Consider the following 21244-nt stretch of genomic DNA (forward strand, 5'->3'; position numbering starts at 1 on the left):
ATCTGCAAGGGAATTGCGACGCATCATGCTGACCCGAACCAGCGCGAAACGGCACCCCCACGACGACGCCCCCGACACCGCCGAGGCCTTCCGCAGGCTCACCTCCATGCCCGCCGGCCCGGAGCGCGACGCGCTCCGCGACGAGATCGTCGAGGCCTGGCTGCCCATGGCGGACCGCCTCGCCGGACGCTTCCGCAGCCGCGGCGAGAGCTTCGAGGATCTGCGCCAGGTCGCGGCCCTCGGCCTGGTCAAGGCCGTCGACCGGTACGACCCCGAGCGCGGCAACGCCTTCGAGAGCTACGCCGTGCCGACCATCACCGGCGAGATCAAGCGGCACTTCCGGGACCACATGTGGACCCTGCACGTGCCCCGCCGCGTCCAGGACCTGCGCAACCGTGTGCGTATCGCCGGCCAGGACCTGTCCCAGACCATCTCCGGGCGCCGTCCCACCGTGACCGAACTCGCCGAGCACGCGAACATGAGCGAGGAGGACGTCCGGGCCGGTCTGGAGGCGCTGGAGAGCTTCACGGCGCTGTCCCTGGACGCGGAGCTGCCCGGCAGCGAGGACGGCTACTCTCTGAGCGACGCGCTGGGATCCGACGACCCGGCGCTGGACACGGTCGTCGACCGGGAGTCCGTGAAGGCCCGGCTGGCGGCGCTGCCCGAGCGGGAGCGGGCGATCCTGTACATGCGGTTCTTCGGGGACATGACGCAGAGCAGGATCGCCGAGGAGCTGGGCATCTCGCAGATGCACGTGTCCCGGCTGATCAGCCGGTGCTGCGGACGGGTGCGGGAGCAGGTCATGCGGGATGTCGCCTGACACCGACACCGCGGGGGCCGACGCGGTCGTGCGGGTGCGGACCCGCTGTGGCTCGTCGCGCCCGTGCGGCGGAACCGCGCATCGATACGGCCCCGCGCCCCTGGGACGCTCCGATTCACCCGCTTGAGTGGCGCTGTCCCGCCAATGGGGCCCCGCCGCGCGCGACGTGACAGCGGCCTGGCTGTCATGGCAGAGGGGTATGACTACCGAAGGAGTCCCCTCGATGCGCCGCAGCCTGCACGCCCTGTCCGTCGCCGTCCTGGCCGGCTCAGCCCTCGCGGGCGCCGCGCCGGCCGTCTTCGCCGAGCCGGCCGCCGAGGTCACTCCCGCCACCGTCCACCCCGGGGGCACCCTCACCGTGTCGGTCAGCTGTGATCCGACCGGGGGGCCGGCGCCCGACACCATCGACGCCACCTCACAGGCCTTCGACGAAGGCACGGTGCCGCTGCGGCGGGTCACCGGCAACGACGACGAGGTGTCCGGACCCGCCTACCGCGGCACGGCCCTCATCGCCTCCGCGGACAACTTCGAGGGTGATCCGGACGCCCTGGGCCAGGACTCGGCGTGGACCGTCGACGGCACCTGCCCGGCCGCTCCCGGCGGGGAGGGCACGGAGTGGAGCGCGACGTTCACCGTGGCGCACGGCGGGTCCCACAAGCCGTCGCACCAGCCCACGCACCACCCCACCCACAAGCCCTGCCCCGAACCCTCGCACCACCGCGAACGCCACCACACCGAGTGCGGCCCGGCACCGGTCCAGCGCGGGGTACGGGCCGGTGACGGTGGGGCCTTCACCGACTCGGTGCCCGCCCTGGTCGCGGGCGGGGTACTGATCGCGGGCGCGTGCGCAGCCGCCGTGCATCGGCTGCGCAACCGGGAGAGCGACCCGTCCCGCTGACCCCCGGGCCGGAGCCCGCCCCCGGGAGAACCCGGTTTCCCCGGCCCGGCCCCGCTCATGCTGTGACCGTCACGACCCTGCCGGGCGCCCATGGGGCGGCGGCACTCTGGGTACTCAGGTGCCGAGGGCGACGGCCACACGACACGGCGGCACCAGGCACTGGCACTGCGGAGGTACGGATGCGGCGCACGGCCCCCGAAGGTCACGGCCCCGTCCGGTTCGGGCCGCCGCTCCCCGAGGACGGGCTGCCGGTCCTGCCGGAGCTGTCCGCGGTGCTCGCCGCCGCGGCGTCCCGGGGCGGCCACGAGCCGGTCGGCGGCAGCCGGGCCCTGCGCGAGGCCGCCTGCGGCTACTGGCACCGCCGCGGACTGCACTGCGACCCGGACCGGGTGGCCGCCGCCCCCGGCTCGCCCGCCCTGCTGCTCGCCCTGACCGCCGCCCTAGGCGGCGACGTCCTCGTACCGCGGCCCTGCGCCGCCTGGTGGGCGCCGTACGCACGCCTGCTGGGGCGGCCCGCCTTCCATGTGCCGACCCCGCCGGAGAGCGGCGGCGTCCCCGACCCGTACGCGCTGCTGGAGACCGTGCGCCGGGTCCGCGCCGAGGGCGGCGACCCGCGGCTGCTCGTGCTGTCCGTCGCCGACGATCCCACCGCGACCGTCGCCCCTCCCGAACTGCTCCACGAGACCGTCGAGGCCGCCCAGGGCGAGGGCCTGCACCTCGTCAGCGACGAGACCTGGCGCGACACCCTGCACGACCCGCACGACACCGTGCTGCTCAGCCCCGCCGAGATGGTGCCCGACCGGGTCACCGTCGTCACCGACCTGGCCGGGGCGCTGCTCCCGCCCGGCTGGCCGGCCGCCGTGGCCCGCCTCCCGGCCGGGGAGGACGGCCAGAGCCTGCACGCGCGCGTGCTCGACGTCCTCACCGCCCTCGACGCCCGCGTCGCCGCGCCCGTCGCCGCCGCGGCCGGGTACGCCCTGGGGGAGCCGGAACCGGTCACCGCGCGCATGGCGGCCGCCGTGCGCCTGCACGCGCTGCTGGCCGCCGAGGCGCACACCGCCGTCGTCGCCGCGGGCGCCCTCGCCCGGCCCCCGCGCTCCGGCCGCCACCTGTACGTGGACCTGGCCCCGCTGCGCCCCGCGCTGACCGCGCACGGCGTCGGCGACGCCCAGGAACTGGAGGACTTCCTCACCGCACGCCTCGGCATGCCCGCCCCGGGCGGGCACCGCTTCGGCGACGACCTGGAAGCCCCGCGCGTGCGGCTCTCCACCGGCGCACTCGTGGGTGGCTCCGACCCGGAACGGGCGGAATGCCTCACCTCCCCCACGCCGTTGGAACTGCCGCAGGCGCACCGCGCGTTGAGCCGACTGAAGTCGGTCTTCGACGATCTCCGCGACGAAGCTCAGCGATGGGAGCCTCCTCGATGACGCAGCAGTCCGAGTCGACCACCAGCACGACCACCCGGGAATCCGACGAGGCCGCGCTCCCGTCCCCCCTCGCGCCCCCGTACCCGCCCCTGGCCGAACCCCGCCCGCTGGCCGAGCGGCGGGTGTGGCCGCGCACCTTCCACGACCGGCTGACCGCGCCGCTCCCGGGCCTGAAGGCCATGGCCCGCTTCGCCCGCGAGGGCGCCGTGAGACCGGGCCCGGAGGGCCTCGCCGACATCCCCCGTCTGCCCTACGCCCCGGCCCCGCTGCCCCGTGTCGACGCCCGCACCGTCGCCGTCACCTGGGCGGGACACGCCAGTTGGGTGCTGCGCATCGGCGGACTGACCGTCCTCACCGACCCGGTGTGGTCGCGCCGGATCCTCGGCACGCCGGCCCGGATCACCCCCGTGGGGGTCCCGTGGGAGGAACTGCCGCGCGTCGACGCCGTGGTCATCAGCCACAACCACTACGACCACCTGGATGCCCCCACGCTGCGCCGCCTCCCGCGCGACACCCCGGTGTTCGTCCCGGCCGGGCTCGCCCGCTGGTTCCACCGCCGCCGCTTCACGCGCGTGACGGAGCTCGACTGGTGGGAGGCGGCCGAACTGGACGGCGTCCGCTTCGACTTCGTCCCCTCCCACCACTGGTCCAAGCGCACCCTCACCGACACCTGCCACAGCCTGTGGGGCGGCTGGGTGCTCACCGACCGGGGCGGCCGACGCGTCTACTTCGCGGGCGACACGGGCTACGGCCATTGGTTCTCCCGCATCGGCCGCCGCTACCCCGGTATCGACCTGGCCCTGCTGCCCATCGGCGCCTACGACCCCCGCTGGTGGCTGCGCGACGTGCACTGCGACCCGGAGGAGGCGGTCCGCGCGGCCCAGGACCTGGGCGCGACCAGGATGGCCCCCATGCACTGGGGCACGTTCGTCCTGTCGGCCGAGCCGGTCATGGAGCCCTTGACGCGGGTGCGGACGGCATGGGAGGAGACGGGTCTGCCCCGGGAAAACCTGTGGGACATGCCGGTCGGCGCTTCAAAGGTGCTGCATGTGCCATAGGGGCGCGGGGAACTGCGCGACCAGCCGCCCACAGCCCGCACCCCGAGAGCATCCGCACCCGGAACGGCGCTACCGAACCCGCCGCACCACCGCCGGCACCGCGCTGATCAGCACGGTCAGCGCGATCGCCGCCAGCACGCCCTGCCACGGCTCGTCGAACAACGACCCCCCGAGAATCCCGATCAACTGATACGTCACGGCCCAGGCCAGACAGGCCGGAAAGTTCCCCCGGGCAAACCTCCGCATCGGCCACTCCGCCAGCAGACACGCCAGCATCACCGGGATCCGCCCCGCCGGCACCAGCCGCGACAGCACCAGCACCGCCACCCCGTGCGCGGCGAGTTTCCCCTGCGCCTGCTCCAGCCGGTCCTCCGGCGCCCGGGACCGGATCGCCTCCAGCCACCGCGACCCGTTCTTCGACTTCAGCCCGCGCCGCCCCAGCCAGTACAGCGCCGCATCGCCCAGGAACGCCGCCAGCGACGCCGTCACGAACACCATCGCCAGCGAGAACGGCGCCGTCCGGTGCACGGCCACCACCGCCGCCGAACTCACCAGCGCCCCCGTCGGGATCACCGGCACCAGCGCCCCGGCCAGCACCAGCACAAAGAGCGTCGGATACCCGATCGCCTGCTGCGTCGACTCGGGAACCACGGACGCCGGTGTGACGGCCGACGCCGCGAGCAGGGGCACACCGGTCAGCGCCAGGGGCGCGGACCAGCTCACCGCGCCCCCTCCAGACGCACGCTCTCCCCGTGCCCCAGCCGGTGCACCGCCACACCCGGCGCGTGCCGGGCCGCCAGCCGGACGAACTCGTCCCCCGGCGCATGGAACTCGTGGGGGCGCACGGCGTCCATGCCGATCGGCCAGTACGTGCCGTAGTGCACCGGCACCGCACTGCTCGGCGCCAGCCGCTCCAGCGCCTGCGCCGCCCGGCCCGCGTCCAGGTGCCCCTCGCCCAGGTACGGCCCCCAGCCGCCCACCGGCAGCAGAGCCACCTCGACCTGCCCGACCTCCTTGGCCATGTCGTCGAACAGCCCGGTGTCCCCGGCGAAGTACGTCCGGGCCTCGCCGGCTATGACGTAGCCGAGGGCGGGGGAGCGGTGCGGCCCGAACGGCAGCCGCCGCCCGTCGTGCCGCGCGGGCACGGCCCGGACGACGATGTCACCGACCGGGGTCTCGTCCCCGGGAGCGACCTCGCTCACCCGCAGGTGCGTGAGCCGGCGCAGACCGGGCACCGCCCGGCGTGCGCCCCGGGGCACGAGCAGGCGCGTGCCCGCGGCGAGCCGCATCAGCGACGGCACGTGCAGGTGGTCGGCGTGCAGATGCGACACCAGCGCCACGTCCGCCCGCGGGGCGCCCGGGGGCGGCAGCGCTCCGCGCCGGCGCCGCAGGTGTGCGAGCCGGCGTGCGAACAGGGGATCCGTGAGCACGCGCACGTTCGAGTCCTCGACGGTGCAAGTGGCGTGACCCCACCAGGTGATCTCCACCGGCACTTCATTGCCTCCTTCGCGCGACTCCCCCGAAGCCTACGTGCAGGGGTAGGGTCGGCGGCGAAACCGGAGGTGAGGGGGGCGCCATGGTGCCGGTGCGGGTCACGGCGATCGCGAGTCTGACGCCGCTGGAGGAGCTGGACGACGACCCGTTCCTGGTCGACTCCCGCAGCCAGCACGCGATGTGCGCCCGCTGGGCCGCCGAGCGGGGCTACGTGGTCAGCCGGGAGTTACTCGTGCGCGGGCTGCGGCCCGACCACGGCGCGCTGTGGGACGGCGTCCGGCCCGGCCTCGACGTGTTCGTCGCGCCCAGCCGGCGGGTACTGGAGAGCGCGCTCGCCTCCGTCGAGGAGTTCACCGCCGAATGTGCCCGTCGTGGTGTACGCGTCGAGACGGTGGGGCATGCGGAGCCTGCGTACGACGCGGCGATGAAGGCCTGCGTGCACCGGCGGCTGTCGATGCCGACGGCCGGCTACGACGGGCGCTGACGGCGTCCCCGGCCGGGGCGTGACCTGGGGACGAAACGGCGCGACCGGGCGTTGAGACACTGTGGGGGAGGGCCCGCGACGGCTGCGGGCCCGAGAAGCGAGGTGGCTGGGCGTGCGGGGCGTGCGGTGGCGGCGGGCCGCCAGTCAGGTGGGTCGGAGTACCGCCGTGTGGGTGGTCTCCACCGTCACCATGCTCGTGCTCGCCGGGATCCTCCCGGACTTCCGGCTCCGCTCCGAGAACGGCGACAGTGCGACCGACATCGCCGTCACGGCGGCCTTCGGCGCCGGCGCCTTCGGTCTGCTCTCCGCCCTGGTGTGGCCACTGCTCGTCCGGCTCCTGCTCCTCGTCCCGGCGCTCGTGCTCGGGCTGCTGGTGTTCTTCCTGAACGGGGCGCTGCTGCTGGTCGCCCTGCACCTCAACCCCGCCGAGCGCGGCGCCGCCGCCCCGGAGACCGCCGTCGTGGTCGCCGCCGTGATGTCGGCCGTGGCGTCGGCGACCGGCGCCGCCCTGGCCGTACGCGACGACGACGCCTACCGCCGCAGGCTGTACCGGCTCTCCGACCGCCGCCGCCGGTCCGGACCGCCCTGCCCGCCGAGCCCCGGCACCGTCTTCCTGCAACTGGACGGCGTCGGTCACGACACCCTGCTGGACGCGGTCGGCAAGGGCCTGATGCCCACCGTCGCCCGCTGGCTCGACATAGGCGACGGCGGCCGCCCCACCCACCGGCTCACCCCCTGGCGCACCGACTGGTCCAGCCAGACCGGCGCCAGCCAGCTCGGCATCCTGCACGGCAGCAACCACGACGTCCCCGCCTTCCGCTGGTACGAGAAGGACACCCGCGAAGTGGTCGTCTGCAACCGCCCGACCAGCGCCGCCGAACTCCAGCGCCGTGCCGTCGAGTACGCGGGGCACGGCGGGCTCCTCACCGTCGACGGCGCCAGCCGCGGCAACCTGTTCAGCGGCGGCGCCGAGCAGCAGGCCCTCGTGCTGTCCATCGCCACCCGCCGCCGCAGCCGGGAGAACCGCTCCCGGGACGGCTACTTCGCCTACTTCTCCGATCCGGCCAACGCCGTGCGCACAGCGCTCTCCTTCGTCGCCGAGGTGGGCCGGGAGATCGGCCAGTCCACCCGGGCGAGACTGCGAAGACAACGCCCCCGCGTCTCCCGCGGCGGCCTCTACCCGCTGGTCCGCGCCTTCGCGACGGTCGTCGAGCGGGACGTCGTCGTCGCCGCCGTGACGGGCGACATGCTCGCCGGCCGCACCGCCGTCTACGCCGACCTGGTGGCCTACGACGAGGTCGCCCACCACTCCGGTCCCGCGAGCCGCGACGCGCAGAAGGTCCTGGAACGCCTCGACCGCTCGCTCGCCCTGATCGAGAACGTCGCCGAGCACGCCCCGCGCCCCTACCGGATCGTCGTGCTCTCCGACCACGGCCAGAGCCCCGGCGAGACCTTCCGCTCCCGCTACGGCCTCACCCTCGGCGACCTGGTGCGGGCCGGCTGCGGCATGCCCGTACCGCGCAAGGCGGAGCGCACCCGCAGCGGGGCGGAGGCCCGCGCCGCCGTCCGCGCCGCGCTGCGCATCCCCGTGGAGGAGGCCGGTGAGCAGCGCCGCCCCGGGCGCCGCGAGGAGCCGATCGTGCTGGCCTCCGGCAACCTCGGCCTGATCTCCTTCCCGGACGTCACGCACCGGATGAGCAAGGAAGAGATCGACGCCCGCCACCCCGCGCTGCTGCCGACCCTGGCCAACCATCCCGGCATCGGCTTCCTGCTGGTCCGCAGCGAGGAGCACGGCGGTGTCGTCCTCGGCGCGTACGGCGCCGAGATCCCGCTGGCCGACCTCGACGACAACCCGGGCCCGCTCGCCCCGTTCGGCCCGGGCGCCGCAGACGCGATACGCCGTACCCATTCCTTCCCGCACACCGCCGACATCATGGTCAACTCCCTGCACGACCCGGCCGACGGCGAAGTCCTCGCCTTCGAGGAGCAGATCGGCTCCCACGGCGGCCTCGGCGGCGCCCAGGGCAGACCCTTCCTGCTGTCCCCGCTCGGCGTCTCCGCGCCGGTCGGGGAGGGCGAGGAACTGGTGGGGGCCGAGCAGGTGCACCGGGTGCTGCGGCGCTGGCTGCGTGAGTCGAACGGACCCCAGGTGCCGCTGGAGGCCGCCGAGGAGGAGCGCGCCGCCTGAAAATCGGCTGCGCCCACCGGGACCGGGCGCACACACTGTTCGTCCCGGACGCCGCACACCCGCGCGTCCGTCTCGAACACCCCTGAGGAGTCGCTGCTTTGCAGGCAGCCGTCACTGTCACGCCCGCCCGTATCCCGGACCTGCTGCTCGGCCTGGCCACCGTCCGGCCGGTCTTCATCTGGGGCGCTCCCGGCATCGGGAAGTCCTCCCTGGTACGGAACTTCGCCGAGTCGCTGGGCCTGGAGTGCGTGAGCCTGCTGGGCACCCAGCTCGCCCCCGAGGACCTCATCGGCGTCCCGCAGATCCGCGACGGCCGCTCGGTGTTCTGCCCGCCGGAGACGATCGCCCGGGACGAGCCGTACTGCCTGTTCCTGGACGAGCTCAACGCGGCCACGCCGGACGTGCAGAAGGCCTTCTACTCGCTGATCCTGGACCGCCGGATCGGCAACTACGAGCTGCCCAAGGGCTCGATCGTCATCGGCGCCGGAAACCGCGCCACCGACAACGCCCTCGCCCGGCCCATCGCCTCCGCGCTCGTCAACCGCCTCGCGCACGTGCACCTGGAGGCCTCCGCCACGGACTGGCTGACCTGGGCCGGGAGCAACGGCATCCACTCCTGGATCGTGGACCACCTCACCGACCGGCCCGACCACCTGTGGTCCAAGCCCCCGAAGACGGAAGAGCCCTTCTCCACGCCCCGCTCCTGGCACCTGCTCTCCGACGCCCTGTACTCCTTCGGCCGGGACCTCGACGAGGAGACCCTGAAGGTCCTCGCGCACGGCACACTGACCCCGGCGCACGCGACCGCCTTCTGCGGCTACGTCAAGGTCGTCCGCAGCCGGTACGGCATCGACGCCATCGTCAAGGGCGAAGCCCGCTGGCCGAACCGGCCGGAGGACCGCGATCTGCTCTACTACCTCGCCGACTCCTTCCGCGGCCGCCTGGTCAAGGAACTGCCCGCGAGCAAGGAGCACATGTCGGCGAACGGCCGGCAGACCGCCTACCGCGCCAAGTCCCTGCTGGTGCAGCTCGCCGAGATCTCCGTCGAGGTGGCCCAGACGGTCATCGCCTCCGACAGCGACGGCAACCCCGTGCTGCCCTCCTGGTTCCTCGTCGAGGCGGCCCGGGACATGCCCCGGCTGGTCGAGGCCCGCCGGTGAACCGGAGCCCCGCCAAGAAGAAGCGCGACCTCGCGGGCGAGGCCTTCGCCGAGGGCATGCGACTGCTGAGGGCCAACCCCGCCCTCGCGGCAGTGGAGTTCGACGTCTGCCGCCACGAGGAGTGCCGTCTCGCACCCCGCGACGGGCTCGTGGTCGTCGACTCCGACGGCGATCTGCACGTCCACCCGCTGCGCCACGCCGAGCCCGCGGCCTGGGCCTGGGCGCTCGCCCACGCCGTCCTCCACCTCGGCTTCGGACACGTCCCGGCCGTCAAGGGCGAACGCGTCCAGCCCGACCGCTTCGACCTCGCCGCCCGCTGCGCCGTCGTCAACCGTTTCCTGCTCGGCTTCAGCATCGGCGAGACCCCCGGGCACCTGCCGGCCTCCTACCCGGACGGCGACGAGGAGCAGCTCGCCGCCCGCTGGCGCCGCGACGGCCTGCCCGCCGTCTACGAGCGCTGCGGCACGGCCGGCGACGAGCCCGACCAGCTGCTGACGCGGTGGACGGGCTGGTCCCAGCCGCCCGACTGGCAGCTGGCCTTCGCCACCGCCCTGACCCGGACCGTGTCCGCCGCGATGGACATGGCGGGCGGCCGCCGCGACAGCCTGGACGGCGAGGCACCCCGGCCGCGCCCCTGGCAGCGGGCGCTGAGCTGGTTCATCTCCTCCTACCCGCTGCTCGGCGGCATCGCGTCCGGCATCACGCTGGTCGCCGACGCCGAAGTCGCCCGCGCCCACGGCATCGCCATCGCGGCGGTCGACGCCGAGGCGGCCGAGATCTACATCAACCCGCTGCGCGGATTCGACGACGAGGAGTGGCGGTTCGTCCTCGCCCACGAGATGCTGCACGCCGCCCTGCGCCACGGTGACCGCTGCGGCACCCGCGACCCGTACCTCTTCAACGTCGCCTGCGACTACGTCGTCAACGGCTGGCTGACCGAGATGCAGGTCGGCGTCATGCCCGACGGGCTGCTGCACGACCCCGGGCTCGCCGGCCTGTCCGCCGAGGAGGTCTACGACCGCATCACCGGCGACCTGCGCCGTAAACGCCGGCTGGCCACCCTGCGCGGCAAGGGCGTCGGTGACATCCTCGGCGGCCCGCTCGGCCCGCCCCGAGACTACGTAGACCTCGACGCCTTCTACCGCCGCGGCCTTGCCCAGGGCCTCGACCTGCACCAGCGGCAGGAGCGCGGCTTCCTGCCCGGCGGCCTGGTCGAGGAGATCCGCGCGCTGAGCCATCCGCCGCTGCCGTGGGACGCCCGACTGGCCCGCTGGTTCGACGAGTTCGTGCCCCGCCCCGAGCCCGTCCGTTCCTTCGCCCGACCCGCACGGCGCCAGGCGGCCACCCCCGCCATCCCGCGCGCCGGACGGTACTTCCCGCCCGAGGAGATCGCCCGCTGTACCTTCGGCGTGGTCCTGGACACCTCCGGCTCCATGGACCGCGTGCTGCTCGGCAAGGCCCTCGGCGCCATCGCCTCCTACGCCGGGGCGCGGGACGTCCCGGCCGCCCGGGTCGTGTTCTGCGACGCCGCCCCGCACGACGCCGGCTACCTGCCCGTCACCGAGATCGCGGGCCGGGTCCGCGTCCACGGCCGCGGCGGCACCGTCCTCCAGCCCGGCATCGACCTGCTGCACCGCGCCGAGGACTTCCCGCCCGGCGCGCCCGTGCTGATCATCACCGACGGCTGGTGCGACGTGCTGCGGGTGCGGCGCGAGCACGCGTACCTGATCCCGCGGGGCGCGCGGCTGCCGTTCACCGCCAGAGGGGAGGTCTTCCGCGTGAGTTGAGCCGTAGTGTGATCGGATAGGGGGCACGGGGCCCGGCGACGGGCCCGCACGCGAGTCCGCACGCGAAAGGAAGAACTCGTGGCTACCACGCGCTCCGCACACACCGTCTGGGAAGGCAACCTGCTCGAGGGCAACGGTGTCGTCACCTTCGACTCCTCCGGGGCCATCGGCGAGCAGCCGGTCACGTGGGCCTCGCGCGCCCAGGAGGCGAACGGCAAGACCAGCCCCGAGGAGCTGATCGCGGCCGCCCACTCCAGCTGCTTCTCCATGGCCTTCTCCAACATCCTCAACAAGGCCGGGACGCCGCCCACCAAGCTCATCACCTCGGCCGACGTCTCCTTCCAGCCCGGCGAGGGCATCACCGGCATCCACCTCACCGTCGAAGGCACCGTCCCCGGCATCGACGAGGCGGCCTTCCAGGCCGCCGCCGACGAGGCCAAGGTCGGCTGCCCGGTGAGCCAGGCACTCAAGGCCACGCCCATCACGCTGACCGCCAAGCTCGCCTGACCCGCGTCACCCCCGCCGCGCGGGCACGCCCGGGAAGGGCGGCCCGCGCGGCGTCGTCGGTTCACCACTGCGGGCAGGGGTAGGAACCAGACGCTCGAACCGCCGGGCCGGAAGGAACGCGATGCTGCCGGGAACGTCCACGAACGCCACGGTGCTCGACTCCGCCACCCGCGACCGCACCCGCGTCCTGCTGCTCTTCAGCCTCTCCGGACGGCTCCGCCGCCGGAACACGGCCCTCGGCGCCCTCGTCGACCGCTACGACTACGGCCGGTTCGCCTCCCACCTGATGACCAGCCAGGACGTGCTGCCCGTCCCGGTCCTCGACGAGCAGGTCGCGCCCCGGCGGCTGCGGCTGCCGCACGGTGACCACGGGCTCGGCCTCGCGTCGTTGCGGATCCTCGTCGTCACCACCCCGCGCGGCGACGCCACCCTCGTCGTGGACTGCTCCTTCGCGGGCGAGACCACCGCCGGCGACCTCGCCGTCTGGCTGGCCAGCACCTGCTTCGACCGGGAGCGGATCGAGCTCGACGACCGCCCGCTCCTTCAGACGCTGGCCGCACCGCTCGGCGGCCGGCCGCTCGCCCTCGGCCAGAACGTGCACCAACTCGTCTTCCCCGGCGGCCGGTTACAGCGCGAGCTGCTCAGCGCCGACGAGGCCCGCAAGGCGATCCTGCTGAACGAGATCGTCTACCGGGGCCGGATGCCGTGGAACCCCGCCACGCCCTACGACGCGAGCCTCGCGCCCCACGTCAGGAACCACGGTCTCACCCTGTCCGCCCTCGGCCGGGGCGTCTCCGTCCAGGCCGGCTGGGCCCCGCACGTGGAGAACGGCCTGGTCCTCGTCGCCGTCGGCATGATCTCCGCCCTGTCGGTGCTCCAGCGCGCCCGGCTGGCGGCCTTCGCCATGATGAAGGCCAACGAGCAGGCCCTGACCGACTCGCCCACCGGGATCCGCTCCCTGATCTCCCGACTCTCCGCCGGTGTCAACGAACTCCAGCTCGACCTGGCCTTCGGAGTCGAGGCCTACGTCGACAGCCTGCTGATCCCCGAGATGGTCACGGAGGCGTTCCAGTCCTCGCTGCGTGACGCCCTCGGCATCCGCGACAGCCTGGAGAACTCGGCCCGCATGGTCGAGCGCCTGACGTCGGTGATCAGCGCCCGCTCCGCCGCCCTGGACGCCGAACTGGCCGAGCGCGACGACCGCCGCGACCGCACCGTCTCCGGTCTGGTCGCCGCGGCCACGCTGATCGCCCTGCCGCCGACGCTGCTGCTGGCCTTCTTCGGCGTGAACGGCACGAACGTCGACGAGCACCGTTCCATCCTCGACCTGAGCGCCTACGGCACCGCCTACGCGCTGGCCTGGCTGCCCTTCGTCGTCCTCGTCGTGATCGGATACGTCCTGCTCAGGCGGGTCCGCACCCGCTCCGGTTCGCTGCTGCCCGCACCCGACGACGCCTTCACCCCCGTCCCGCCTCCCCGCTCACCCTCCGGGAACCGACGACCATGACGCCCCACCCCGCCGTCTCCGCCCACCGCGGCGGCTCCGAGCGCGCCGGCCCCGCCACGTGGGAGGCGTACGAGGACGCGATCGCCTCCGGCGCGGAGTACGTCGAGTTCGACATCCGCCGTACCGGGGACGGGGTGCTCGTCGTCTACCACGACCCCCGGGTCGGCCCCGCCGGGCCGCCGCTGTCCGCGCTCACGTATGCCGGGCTGTGCGAGCGGGCCGGATACGCCGTGCCGGTGGTGGACGAGGTCATGGAGCTGATCGCCGGGAGGCTCGTGGCCCACCTCGACCTCAAGGAGGCCGGCTACGAGCAGGAGGTGATCGACCGGGCGGTCGCCCTGCTCGGCACGGACGGGCTCGTCGTGACGACGCTGGAGGACCGTTCCGTCGCCGCCGTCACCCGGGGCTACCCCGGTGTGCGCACCGCCCTCTCCCTGGGGCGCGACCGCAGGGACCTCGCCCTGGCCCGGCTGCCCGGGACCCGGCTCAGCGAACTGTTCCCCGCCCGCCGCATCCGGGCCTGCGGGGCGCACGGCGTCGCCGTCCACCAACGGCTGGCCAGGACCAACGTGCTGCGCGAGGCGACCCGGCACGGCCTGTTCACCATGGTCTGGACCGTCAACGACGACACCCTCATGCGGGCCTTCCTCGCCCACCCGCGCGTCGACGTGCTCGTCACCGACCGGCCCCGGCGCGCGGTGGCGCTGCGCGGGCCGATCACCCCCTCGCGGCATTGACAACAGCGCACTCAAGTTTTGTGCTGGAGTGTGGGACGAGTCGTCGCCCTGGCGGAAGGGGACAGCGATGGGACGAGCGGTCGGGATCGACCTCGGAACCACGAACTCGGTGGTCGCCGTGCTGGAAGGCGGCGAGCCCACCGTCATCGCCAACGCGGAGGGGGCCAGGACCACACCCTCCGTCGTGGCCTTCGCCAAGAACGGCGAGGTGCTGGTCGGCGAGGTGGCCAAACGGCAGGCCGTGACGAACGTGGAGCGCACCGCCCGCTCGGTCAAGCGGTACATGGGCGACGCGCACTGGCGCTTCCCCGCCGAGGGCGACGTGGACGGCACCCGCTACCGGGCACAGGAACTGTCCGCGCGGGTGCTGCAGAAGCTGAAGCGGGACGCGGAGTCCTACCTCGGCGAGGACGTCACCGACGCGGTGATCACCGTCCCCGCCTACTTCGACGACACCCAGCGGCAGGCCACCAAGGAGGCCGGTGAGATCGCCGGCCTGAAGGTGCTGCGGATCATCAACGAGCCGACGGCCGCGGCCCTCGCCTACGGCCTGGACAAGGAGAACGACCAGACGGTCCTCGTCTTCGACCTCGGCGGCGGCACCTTCGACGTGTCGCTGCTGGAGATGGGCGAGGGCGTCATCGAGGTGAAGGCCACCAACGGCGACACCCACCTCGGCGGCGACGACTGGGACGAGCGGATCGTCGAGTACCTGATCAAGCGCTTCAAGGGCCAGAACGGCGTCGACCTCGCGGGCGACAAGATGGCGGTGCAGCGGCTGCGCGAGGGCGCGGAGCGGGCCAAGATCGAGCTGTCCAGCTCGACCGAGACGACCATCAACCTGCCGTACATCACGGCCTCCGCGGAAGGCCCCCTGCATCTCGACGAGAAGCTGACCCGGGCCCAGTTCCAGGAGCTCACCGCGGACCTCCTGGACCGCTGCAAGGCACCCTTCCACCAGGCCGTCCGAGACGCCCGGGTGCAGCTCTCCGCCATCGACCACGTGATCCTCGTCGGCGGCTCGACGCGGATGCCGGCGGTGACCGACCTGGTCAAGGAACTCACCGGCAAGGATCCGCACAAGGGCGTCAACCCGGACGAGGTCGTGGCCGTCGGCGCCGCGCTTCAGGCGGGCGTCATCCGCGGCGACGTCAAGGACGTCCTGCTGCTCGACGTCACCCCGCTGTCCCTGGGCATCGAGACCAAGGGCGGCATCATGACCAAGCTCATCGAACGCAACACGACCATCCCGACGCGGCGTTCGGAGATCTTCACGACCGCGGCCGACAACCAGCCCTCCGTCGGCATCCAGGTCTACCAGGGCGAACGCGAGATCGCCGCGTACAACAAGAAGCTCGGCGTCTTCGACCTCACCGGCCTGCCGCCCGCCCCGCGCGGCGTCCCGCAGATCGAGGTCGCCTTCGACATCGACGCCAACGGAATCATGCACGTCTCCGCCAAGGACATGGCGACCGGCCGCGAGCAGAAGATGACCGTCACCGGCGGCTCGGCCCTGCCCAAGGACGACATCGACCGGATGATGCGCGAGGCCGAGCAGTATGCCGAGGAGGACAGCAAACGCCGTGAGGCCGCCGAGACCCGCAACCAGGCCGAGCAACTCGTCTACCAGACGGAGAACTTCCTCCGCGAGAACGGCGACCGTGTCCCGGCGGACACGAAGTCCGAGGTCGAGTCGGCCGTCGCCGAGGTGAAGGAAGGACTGGCACAGCAGGCGGACACCGCAGCCCTGCGCGCGGGCGTCGAGAAACTCGCCTCCGTGAGCCAGAGGATGGGCCAGGCGATGTACGCCCGGGCCCAGCAGACCCCCACCGAGGAGCCCCCCTCCGCACCGCAGGACGAGGAAGGAGTGGTGGACGCGGAGATCGTGGACGAGGAGAAGAACCAACGGGACGAGAAGGGCGGCGCCGCCTAGCCCAACTCCCCGCGGTGGGGCGAGTTCGAGGCGTGGTGGACGGACGCCGACGGGGTGGAACAGCGGCTCACGCACACGACGTTCGCGCCGGACTGGTCGTTCACCGTCGGCGGCGCAACCGTGTCGTTGCCTTTGCCTTTGCCTTTGCCTTTGCCTTTGCCTTTGCCTTCGCCTCCGCCGACGTCTGGCGGCTGGGCACGGGCACGTAGCCGTGCCATCCGGTCGGCGGGCTCCTAGAGCGCGGTGCGCGCGGGCGGCAGCGTCGCGCACACCGCGTCCAGGACCGTCGCGTACGGGGTACCGAACGCGGTGAGCCTGGTCCTGAGCCGGTCCAGGCCGTCGCGGTGCTCCGTCAGGAGCCCGTCGCTGCCGGTGCGGGCCGCGAACTCCAGCACCGCGGGCAGGAAGTCCGGCGGCTCCTCGCCGGTGGTCTCCAGACCGTGCGCGCGGTAGAGCTCCTCGGAGGGCGCCGGGGCGGCCTCGCGCCAGGCGCTCAGGTACAGGCTGTGCTCCTGCCCGGCCTCGAACACCTCGACGTAGTGCGCGGCCAGCTCCCTCGGCGGGGTGACGGCCGCGTGGTCGGCGAACTCCCTGAGCTGCGGGGCGGCTTCGCGCAGCAGCGGCAACCGGGCGCGGAAGTCGTCGTCGGGGTACATCAGGCACAGCGCGGCCGCCTGGTACAGCACCTCGAATCCGGGCATCGGACCTCCTTCGCGTGCGCTTGCCTGCCTGCCCGCCATCCCGACGCTAGGGCCGGCCCGGGGAGCGCACCCGCCGACGGGGCCCGTACGGGTCAGGACCCGAACCATGACGTCAGGGCAGGGAGGGGCTCAGTACCGCTCCCGGTACTCCCGCAGCAGCTCCTCCGTACGCTGCGCCGACCCCGCCCCGGCCGTCATGTGGTCCAGCACCTCCAGATGGGCCGAGACCTCCTTGCGGGAGTCCAGGTACAGCGCGCCGGTCAGATACTCGGTGAAGACCATGTCGGGCAGTTCCGGCTCGGCGAAGCGGAACAGCGAGAAGGGGGCGTACGTCCCCGGATGCGGGCCGTCGGCGAACTCGGCGATCTGGAGGGTGACGCGGTCGCGCGCGGCGTACTCCAGCAGCTTGTCCAGCTGGTCGCGCATCACCCGGCCGTCGACGCTCACGGGGCGGCGCAGCACCGTCTCGTCCATGATCGCCCACAGGTGCGGGGGATCGGGGCGGTCCAGGAGGCGCTGCCGCTCCATCCGCAGCGACACGTGCCGCTCCACGGCCTCCGGCCCGGCGTTCGCGATGGTCCCGGCCTGGAGCACGGCCCGCGCGTACCCCTCGGTCTGGAGCAGCCCCGGCACGAAGTGCGGCTCGTACGACCGGATGATCCGCGCGGCGCCCTCCAGGCTCACGTACAGGCTGAACCACTCCGGCAGCACGTCGTGGAACCGCTGCCACCAGCCCGGCCGGTTCGCCTCCTCGGCGAGGTCGACGAACGCGGTCACCTCGTCATCGGCCACGCCGTACGCCGTCAGCAGGATCTGCACGTACGGGATCTTCAGCGCGACGTCGGCGGTCTCCATCCGCCGGACGGTCGCCGGGGCGACCCGCAGCACCTTGGCGGCCTCGTCACGACTGAGGCCCGCGGCCTCCCGCAGCTCCTGCAATCGCTTGCCCAGGACCACCTGGCCCACCGTGGGTGCGGCCCGCCGTTCACTCACGCCACGCCTCCCCAACGTGCCCAAGCCTGTGATCAGTCTGACACGTCCCGGTGGCCGGATCACAGGGCGCGCACCGAAGAGATCGCCGGAAGCGGAGGAGCGGCGTCGGCATTACCCCGCGGGTAATCGACCGGGCGCCACCGGGACGGGATCGTGAACGCACCGGGTTCCGGGCCGGCGCACTCCGGCCCGGGACCCGGCCCCAGCCGCCGCACCACAACCCGACGGAGGGTGATTCCCCATGTCCGCGATCCAGCTCGCCGCGCTCGCCCGGACCGTGGAACCGCAGTCGATGCTGCGCCGCTTCCTCGCCCTGGACGCCGTCGTCACCGGCACCAACGCGCTCGCCTACCTGGCCTTCTCCGGACCGCTCGGGAGGTTTCTCGGAGTCGACGCCACGCTGCTGCTCGCCCTGGGCGCGTTCCTCGCCCTCTACGCGGCAGGCGTGGGCCTGCTGGCCGCCCGCAGGCGGCCCCCGGCGTTCGGCGTACGGGCCGTCGTCGAGGCCAACCTCGCCTGGGCGGCGGTGAGCCTCGCGGCCCTGGCGCTGTGGCTCACGCCGAGCACGCCGGGCGCCGTGTGGACGGTGCTCCAGGCCCTGACCGTGGCCGGTTTCGCCGTCCTCCAGCACCTGGCCCTGAGGGCGCGTCAATCCAGCGACGCCTGAAGGTACTTGGCGGTCGCCGGGTCGGCCGGGAGCAGCGTCTCGATGGCCAGCTCGGCGACCGTCACGTCCATCGGCGTGTTGAACGTGGAGATCGAGGAGACGAACGACAGCGTCCGCCCCTCGTGCTCGATCCGCAGCGGCAGCGCGAAGTACGGCACCGGCTCCGACGGCTCGTCCGCCGGATCCGCGTCGGGCACCGGATACGCCGCCACCTCCTCGTACAGTGCCCGCAGCGGCTCCGAGCGGTGCAACGCGATCTGCCGCTCCATCTGCTCCAGCAGATGCCCCCGCCAGGCGCGCAGATTGCGGATGCGCGGCGCGAGGCCCTGCGGGTGCAGGGCCAGCCGCATCGCGTTCAGCGGCGGTTCGAGCAGCGCCTCGCCGACCCCGTCGACCAGCGTCATGACCCCCCGGTTGGCGGCCACCACGTTGTACAGGGCGTCCACCACCAGCGCCGGATACGGCTCGTAGCCGCCGATCAGCCGCTCGATGCCCTCCCGCAGCGCACCCAGCGCCGGGTCGTCCAGCGGCGTCTCCGGGTAGCGGGGCGCGTAACCGGCCGCCAGCAGCAGCGCGTTGCGCTCCCGCACGGGGACGTCCAGATGCTCGGCCAGCCGCAGCACCATCTCCTCGCTGGGCCGGGAGCGGCCGGTCTCGACGAAGCTGATGTGCCGGGCCGAGGAGTCCGCGCGCAGGGCCAGCTCCAGCTGGCTGATCCGCCGCTGCTCCCGCCAGGCCCGCAGCAGGGGGCCCGCGCCCTTCTCGGCGGTGGACGGGTGAGTGGTCATGCCCGGACCGTAGTCGAGAACCGGTCGTGACGGACAGGTGCACCCTTCTGACCAGGGCCCGGACCGCCCGGCTGTGGCAGGCTGGGAGGACCAGCAGCCAGGGAAGGAGCGCGGCCCATGCCCGTCGAACCGCTGTCGCAGAAGGAGGTCGAGGACCGGCTGGCCGAGCTGCCGGGCTGGTCGCTCGACAGGGACCACCTCATCCGCTCCTACCGGCTCGGCTCGCACTTCGCGGCGACGGCGATGGTCGTGCACATCGCCCAGGTCCAGGAGGAGCTGAACCACCACTCCGACCTCACGCTCGGCTACAACACCGTCTCCCTGGCCGTGCACACGCACAGCGCGGGCGGCGCCGTGACCGAGAAGGACTTCGAGCTCGCCCGCAGGGTGGAGGACCTGGCCCCCGGGCACGGGGCACACTGACGAGGTGCTCGACTACGACAAGGAAGCGGAGCGGTACGACGCCTCGCGCGGCGGTGAGCCCCGGGCGGCGGCCGCCGCGGAAGCGGTGCTGAGCCTCGTACCGCCGGACGCGCGCCATCTGCTCGACGTCGCCTGCGGCACCGGCATCGTGACCCGCCGGCTCGCGGCGGCCCGCGACGGCCTGCGGGTGACCGGCGTCGACCTCGCGCCGGCGATGGCCCGGCAGGCCTCCACCCGGCTCCCCGGCGCCGTCGTGCGCGCCGACAGCCGCCGGCTGCCCTTCCGGGACGGGCAGTTCGACGCCGTGTGCAGCGTGTGGCTGCTGCACCTGGCCGCCGGGCCCGCCGAGGTGCGGGCCATCGTCGGAGAGTGCGCCCGGGTGCTGCGGCCCGGCGGGGTGTACGTCACCACGGTCGACAAGGCCGCTTCCCACAACGTGGGCAGTGACATCGATGTCGTCCTGTCCTCCCGGCCGCCGAGCCCGGTCCGGGACGCGGCGGCGGAGGTCGAGTCCTGCGCCGCGGCACACGGCCTGGCCCCGGCCGGGCAGGCCCGCTTCACCGGTCTCGGCCAGGGCCGCAGCCCGCGCCGCACGATCGCCGACCTGCGCCGGGGGTGGTTCGTCACCCTGCCCCCGGGCGACCCGCTCGCCGACGGATTCGCCACCCGCCTCGCCCACCTCCCCGACCAGGACCGGCCCCGCCCGGATCCGGTGTTCAGCCTGCGGTCGTTCCGGAAGGCCGGGTGAACTCCATGATCCAGTTGGTCAGCCAGGTGTCCCCGCCGTCCACGGAGAACGCCTGCTCCCAGCGGGCCGACGCGGCGGAGACGTCCGACCAGAGAAACCGGACCCGCACGTCCTTGCCGTCGTAGGCGTCGTCGCCGTGGAACTCGCCGCGTCCGCCCTCGAAGCGGCCGAAGACCGGTGGGAAGAGGGTTCCGCTGATGCTGGAGGCCCAGTTCAGCGACCACCGCTCGGTTTCGGGGTCGAAGAGCCGCAGGGTCGCGCCCTTGGCGGACAGCGGCGGCATGTCGACCTCGTCGATGTTCGCGGTCCCGTCGAACAGCGGTCGGCAGTGGCTGGTGCCGGAAAACTCCTCCCAGTCGCTGTCCGGTGCGAGAAAAGCGGTGCGGCGCCGGTGGCGTACCTCCCAGTCACCGTGGAAGAAGTCGAAGTCGTGCGGGCTGCTCATATGCGGTCTCCTGTGGTTCCTTCGGACAGGGAGTCGGCCACGTAGGCCTGGAGATCCGGGACTTCGGCTGCGAGCAGATGCCGCACCCAGGCGTCCCGCTCGTGCAGGATCGGCGGCAGTTCCCAGACGCAGCCGATCCACGGCAGGGAGGGAGCGATGAAGTGGGCCGGATCGCGGTCCGGGCAGCCCAGCACGGGCTGACCCGCCGCCGCCCCCTTGAAGTGCAGGACGTTGTCCCACACCCAGCTGTAGGCGTTCAGATAGGCGCCGTCGTCACCGCCCCGGTGCAGGACGACGAAGGCCGCCGGGGGAGTGCCGTCCGGCTCCGGCAGCAGCTCCGGCAGCATCGCGTACGCCGCCTGCTCCACCTCGGGTTCGATGCCCGCCGGGTCGGAGGTGACGTGATAGCGCTTGATGTGGCGTCCGGCCACCTCGACGGGTGGGGGCACGGTCAGCAGTTTCTCGGTGAAGCCCATGAA

General features: G+C 73.2%; 22 protein-coding genes. 15 read left to right on the top strand and 7 right to left on the bottom strand.

Annotated features, from left to right (window positions below):
• Nucleotides 1-25 precede the first annotated feature (25 nt).
• From AB0E85_RS02805 to AB0E85_RS02820, 4 genes are all read left to right on the top strand, one after another.
• The gene (locus AB0E85_RS02805) at nucleotides 26-820 is read left to right on the top strand and encodes an RNA polymerase sigma factor SigF (protein ID WP_361921733.1); all 795 of its coding nucleotides are present in this window, start codon (nucleotides 26-28) and stop codon (nucleotides 818-820) included.
• A gap of 223 nt (nucleotides 821-1043) precedes the next feature.
• A complete protein-coding gene (locus AB0E85_RS02810) occupies nucleotides 1044-1718 on the top strand; it encodes a hypothetical protein (protein WP_361921735.1) in 675 nt (224 codons plus the stop codon).
• Between the two features lie 179 nt (nucleotides 1719-1897).
• Nucleotides 1898-3145, top strand: coding sequence for an aminotransferase class I/II-fold pyridoxal phosphate-dependent enzyme (locus tag AB0E85_RS02815; protein ID WP_361921737.1), 1248 nt, complete (start codon nucleotides 1898-1900; stop codon nucleotides 3143-3145).
• Nucleotides 3142-4203 (top strand): MBL fold metallo-hydrolase, encoded by a 1062-nt coding sequence (locus tag AB0E85_RS02820; RefSeq protein ID WP_361921739.1) that lies wholly within the window; start codon nucleotides 3142-3144, stop codon nucleotides 4201-4203. The genes AB0E85_RS02815 and AB0E85_RS02820 overlap by 4 nt, the downstream gene beginning before the upstream one ends.
• 69 nt (nucleotides 4204-4272) lie before the next feature.
• On the opposite strand, the gene AB0E85_RS02825 is transcribed toward AB0E85_RS02820, so the two are convergent.
• The gene (locus AB0E85_RS02825) at nucleotides 4273-4893 is read right to left on the bottom strand and encodes a VTT domain-containing protein (protein ID WP_361921940.1); all 621 of its coding nucleotides are present in this window, start codon (nucleotides 4891-4893) and stop codon (nucleotides 4273-4275) included.
• Between the two features lie 29 nt (nucleotides 4894-4922).
• Nucleotides 4923-5696 (bottom strand): MBL fold metallo-hydrolase, encoded by a 774-nt coding sequence (locus AB0E85_RS02830; protein ID WP_361921741.1) that lies wholly within the window; start codon nucleotides 5694-5696, stop codon nucleotides 4923-4925.
• 83 nt (nucleotides 5697-5779) lie between these two features.
• On the opposite strand from AB0E85_RS02830, the gene AB0E85_RS02835 reads away from it, so the two are divergent.
• The 8 genes from AB0E85_RS02835 (at nucleotide 5780) to dnaK (ending at nucleotide 16000) form a co-directional block, all read left to right on the top strand.
• Entirely contained in the window at nucleotides 5780-6181 is a 402-nt protein-coding gene (locus tag AB0E85_RS02835; RefSeq protein WP_102913940.1) for a hypothetical protein, read from the top strand.
• Nucleotides 6182-6293: 112 nt separating this feature from the next.
• A complete protein-coding gene (locus AB0E85_RS02840) occupies nucleotides 6294-8369 on the top strand; it encodes a phage holin family protein (RefSeq protein WP_361921743.1) in 2076 nt (691 codons plus the stop codon).
• Between the two features lie 98 nt (nucleotides 8370-8467).
• Complete coding sequence (locus tag AB0E85_RS02845; protein ID WP_361921745.1) at nucleotides 8468-9529, top strand: MoxR family ATPase; 1062 nt, start codon at nucleotides 8468-8470, stop codon at nucleotides 9527-9529.
• A gap of 56 nt (nucleotides 9530-9585) precedes the next feature.
• Nucleotides 9586-11316, top strand: a complete 1731-nt coding sequence (locus AB0E85_RS02850) for a hypothetical protein (RefSeq protein WP_361921942.1) — start codon at nucleotides 9586-9588, stop codon at nucleotides 11314-11316.
• Nucleotides 11317-11394: 78 nt separating this feature from the next.
• Nucleotides 11395-11823, top strand: a complete 429-nt coding sequence (locus AB0E85_RS02855) for an OsmC family peroxiredoxin (RefSeq protein ID WP_062930137.1) — start codon at nucleotides 11395-11397, stop codon at nucleotides 11821-11823.
• Nucleotides 11824-11944: 121 nt separating this feature from the next.
• Nucleotides 11945-13330 carry a hypothetical protein gene (locus tag AB0E85_RS02860; protein ID WP_361921747.1) on the top strand — a complete coding sequence of 462 codons (1386 nt, stop codon included), beginning with the start codon at nucleotides 11945-11947 and terminating at the stop codon, nucleotides 13328-13330.
• Entirely contained in the window at nucleotides 13327-14067 is a 741-nt protein-coding gene (locus AB0E85_RS02865; RefSeq protein WP_361921749.1) for a glycerophosphodiester phosphodiesterase family protein, read from the top strand. Before AB0E85_RS02860 ends, AB0E85_RS02865 begins: the two co-directional genes overlap by 4 nt.
• Before the next feature lie 67 nt (nucleotides 14068-14134).
• On the top strand, nucleotides 14135-16000 hold the full coding sequence (gene dnaK, locus AB0E85_RS02870) for a molecular chaperone DnaK (protein WP_361921751.1): 1866 nt from the start codon (nucleotides 14135-14137) through the stop codon (nucleotides 15998-16000).
• A 233-nt stretch (nucleotides 16001-16233) separates the two neighbouring features.
• Here dnaK and AB0E85_RS02875 read toward each other — a convergent pair whose 3' ends face one another.
• Together AB0E85_RS02875 and AB0E85_RS02880 are read right to left on the bottom strand one after the other, a co-directional pair.
• Nucleotides 16234-16701 (bottom strand): molecular chaperone TorD family protein, encoded by a 468-nt coding sequence (locus AB0E85_RS02875; RefSeq protein ID WP_361921753.1) that lies wholly within the window; start codon nucleotides 16699-16701, stop codon nucleotides 16234-16236.
• A gap of 129 nt (nucleotides 16702-16830) precedes the next feature.
• Nucleotides 16831-17694 carry a helix-turn-helix transcriptional regulator gene (locus tag AB0E85_RS02880; RefSeq protein ID WP_361921755.1) on the bottom strand — a complete coding sequence of 288 codons (864 nt, stop codon included), beginning with the start codon at nucleotides 17692-17694 and terminating at the stop codon, nucleotides 16831-16833.
• A 241-nt stretch (nucleotides 17695-17935) separates the two neighbouring features.
• Between AB0E85_RS02880 and AB0E85_RS02885 the strand changes: the two genes are divergently transcribed.
• Nucleotides 17936-18361, top strand: coding sequence for a hypothetical protein (locus AB0E85_RS02885; RefSeq protein ID WP_361921757.1), 426 nt, complete (start codon nucleotides 17936-17938; stop codon nucleotides 18359-18361).
• Here AB0E85_RS02885 and AB0E85_RS02890 read toward each other — a convergent pair.
• The gene (locus tag AB0E85_RS02890) at nucleotides 18343-19149 is read right to left on the bottom strand and encodes a helix-turn-helix transcriptional regulator (protein ID WP_361921759.1); all 807 of its coding nucleotides are present in this window, start codon (nucleotides 19147-19149) and stop codon (nucleotides 18343-18345) included. The genes AB0E85_RS02885 and AB0E85_RS02890 overlap by 19 nt on opposite strands.
• Before the next feature lie 117 nt (nucleotides 19150-19266).
• On the opposite strand from AB0E85_RS02890, the gene AB0E85_RS02895 reads away from it, so the two are divergent.
• Both AB0E85_RS02895 and AB0E85_RS02900 read left to right on the top strand, forming a co-directional pair.
• Nucleotides 19267-19572, top strand: coding sequence for a 4a-hydroxytetrahydrobiopterin dehydratase (locus AB0E85_RS02895; RefSeq protein WP_298552392.1), 306 nt, complete (start codon nucleotides 19267-19269; stop codon nucleotides 19570-19572).
• A gap of 4 nt (nucleotides 19573-19576) precedes the next feature.
• A complete protein-coding gene (locus tag AB0E85_RS02900) occupies nucleotides 19577-20320 on the top strand; it encodes a class I SAM-dependent methyltransferase (protein WP_361921761.1) in 744 nt (247 codons plus the stop codon).
• Here AB0E85_RS02900 and AB0E85_RS02905 read toward each other — a convergent pair.
• Nucleotides 20289-20765, bottom strand: coding sequence for a hypothetical protein (locus AB0E85_RS02905; RefSeq protein WP_361921763.1), 477 nt, complete (start codon nucleotides 20763-20765; stop codon nucleotides 20289-20291). The genes AB0E85_RS02900 and AB0E85_RS02905 overlap by 32 nt on opposite strands.
• On the bottom strand, nucleotides 20762-21241 hold the full coding sequence (locus AB0E85_RS02910; protein ID WP_361921765.1) for a hypothetical protein: 480 nt from the start codon (nucleotides 21239-21241) through the stop codon (nucleotides 20762-20764). The genes AB0E85_RS02905 and AB0E85_RS02910 overlap by 4 nt, the downstream gene beginning before the upstream one ends.
• Nucleotides 21242-21244: the final 3 nt, after the last annotated feature.

Source organism: Streptomyces sp. NPDC029044 (assembly GCF_040637495.1).
Classification (GTDB): domain Bacteria; phylum Actinomycetota; class Actinomycetes; order Streptomycetales; family Streptomycetaceae; genus Streptomyces.

Excerpts from the sequence above, each read along its gene's own strand:
- AB0E85_RS02895 (WP_298552392.1), top strand. The coding sequence starts at position 19,267 with ATGCCCGTCGAACCGCTGTCGCAGAAGGAGGTCGAGGACCGGCTGGCC.
- AB0E85_RS02850 (WP_361921942.1), top strand. The coding sequence starts at position 9,586 with ATGCGACTGCTGAGGGCCAACCCCGCCCTCGCGGCAGTGGAGTTCGAC.
- AB0E85_RS02805 (WP_361921733.1), top strand. The coding sequence starts at position 26 with ATGCTGACCCGAACCAGCGCGAAACGGCACCCCCACGACGACGCCCCC.
- AB0E85_RS02835 (WP_102913940.1), top strand. The coding sequence starts at position 5,780 with ATGGTGCCGGTGCGGGTCACGGCGATCGCGAGTCTGACGCCGCTGGAG.
- AB0E85_RS02885 (WP_361921757.1), top strand. The coding sequence starts at position 17,936 with ATGTCCGCGATCCAGCTCGCCGCGCTCGCCCGGACCGTGGAACCGCAG.
- AB0E85_RS02875 (WP_361921753.1), bottom strand. The coding sequence starts at position 16,701 with ATGCCCGGATTCGAGGTGCTGTACCAGGCGGCCGCGCTGTGCCTGATG.
- AB0E85_RS02890 (WP_361921759.1), bottom strand. The coding sequence starts at position 19,149 with ATGACCACTCACCCGTCCACCGCCGAGAAGGGCGCGGGCCCCCTGCTG.
- AB0E85_RS02905 (WP_361921763.1), bottom strand. The coding sequence starts at position 20,765 with ATGAGCAGCCCGCACGACTTCGACTTCTTCCACGGTGACTGGGAGGTA.
- AB0E85_RS02865 (WP_361921749.1), top strand. The coding sequence starts at position 13,327 with ATGACGCCCCACCCCGCCGTCTCCGCCCACCGCGGCGGCTCCGAGCGC.
- AB0E85_RS02860 (WP_361921747.1), top strand. The coding sequence starts at position 11,945 with ATGCTGCCGGGAACGTCCACGAACGCCACGGTGCTCGACTCCGCCACC.
- AB0E85_RS02815 (WP_361921737.1), top strand. The coding sequence starts at position 1,898 with ATGCGGCGCACGGCCCCCGAAGGTCACGGCCCCGTCCGGTTCGGGCCG.
- AB0E85_RS02910 (WP_361921765.1), bottom strand. The coding sequence starts at position 21,241 with ATGGGCTTCACCGAGAAACTGCTGACCGTGCCCCCACCCGTCGAGGTG.
- AB0E85_RS02820 (WP_361921739.1), top strand. The coding sequence starts at position 3,142 with ATGACGCAGCAGTCCGAGTCGACCACCAGCACGACCACCCGGGAATCC.
- AB0E85_RS02810 (WP_361921735.1), top strand. The coding sequence starts at position 1,044 with ATGCGCCGCAGCCTGCACGCCCTGTCCGTCGCCGTCCTGGCCGGCTCA.
- dnaK (WP_361921751.1), top strand. The coding sequence starts at position 14,135 with ATGGGACGAGCGGTCGGGATCGACCTCGGAACCACGAACTCGGTGGTC.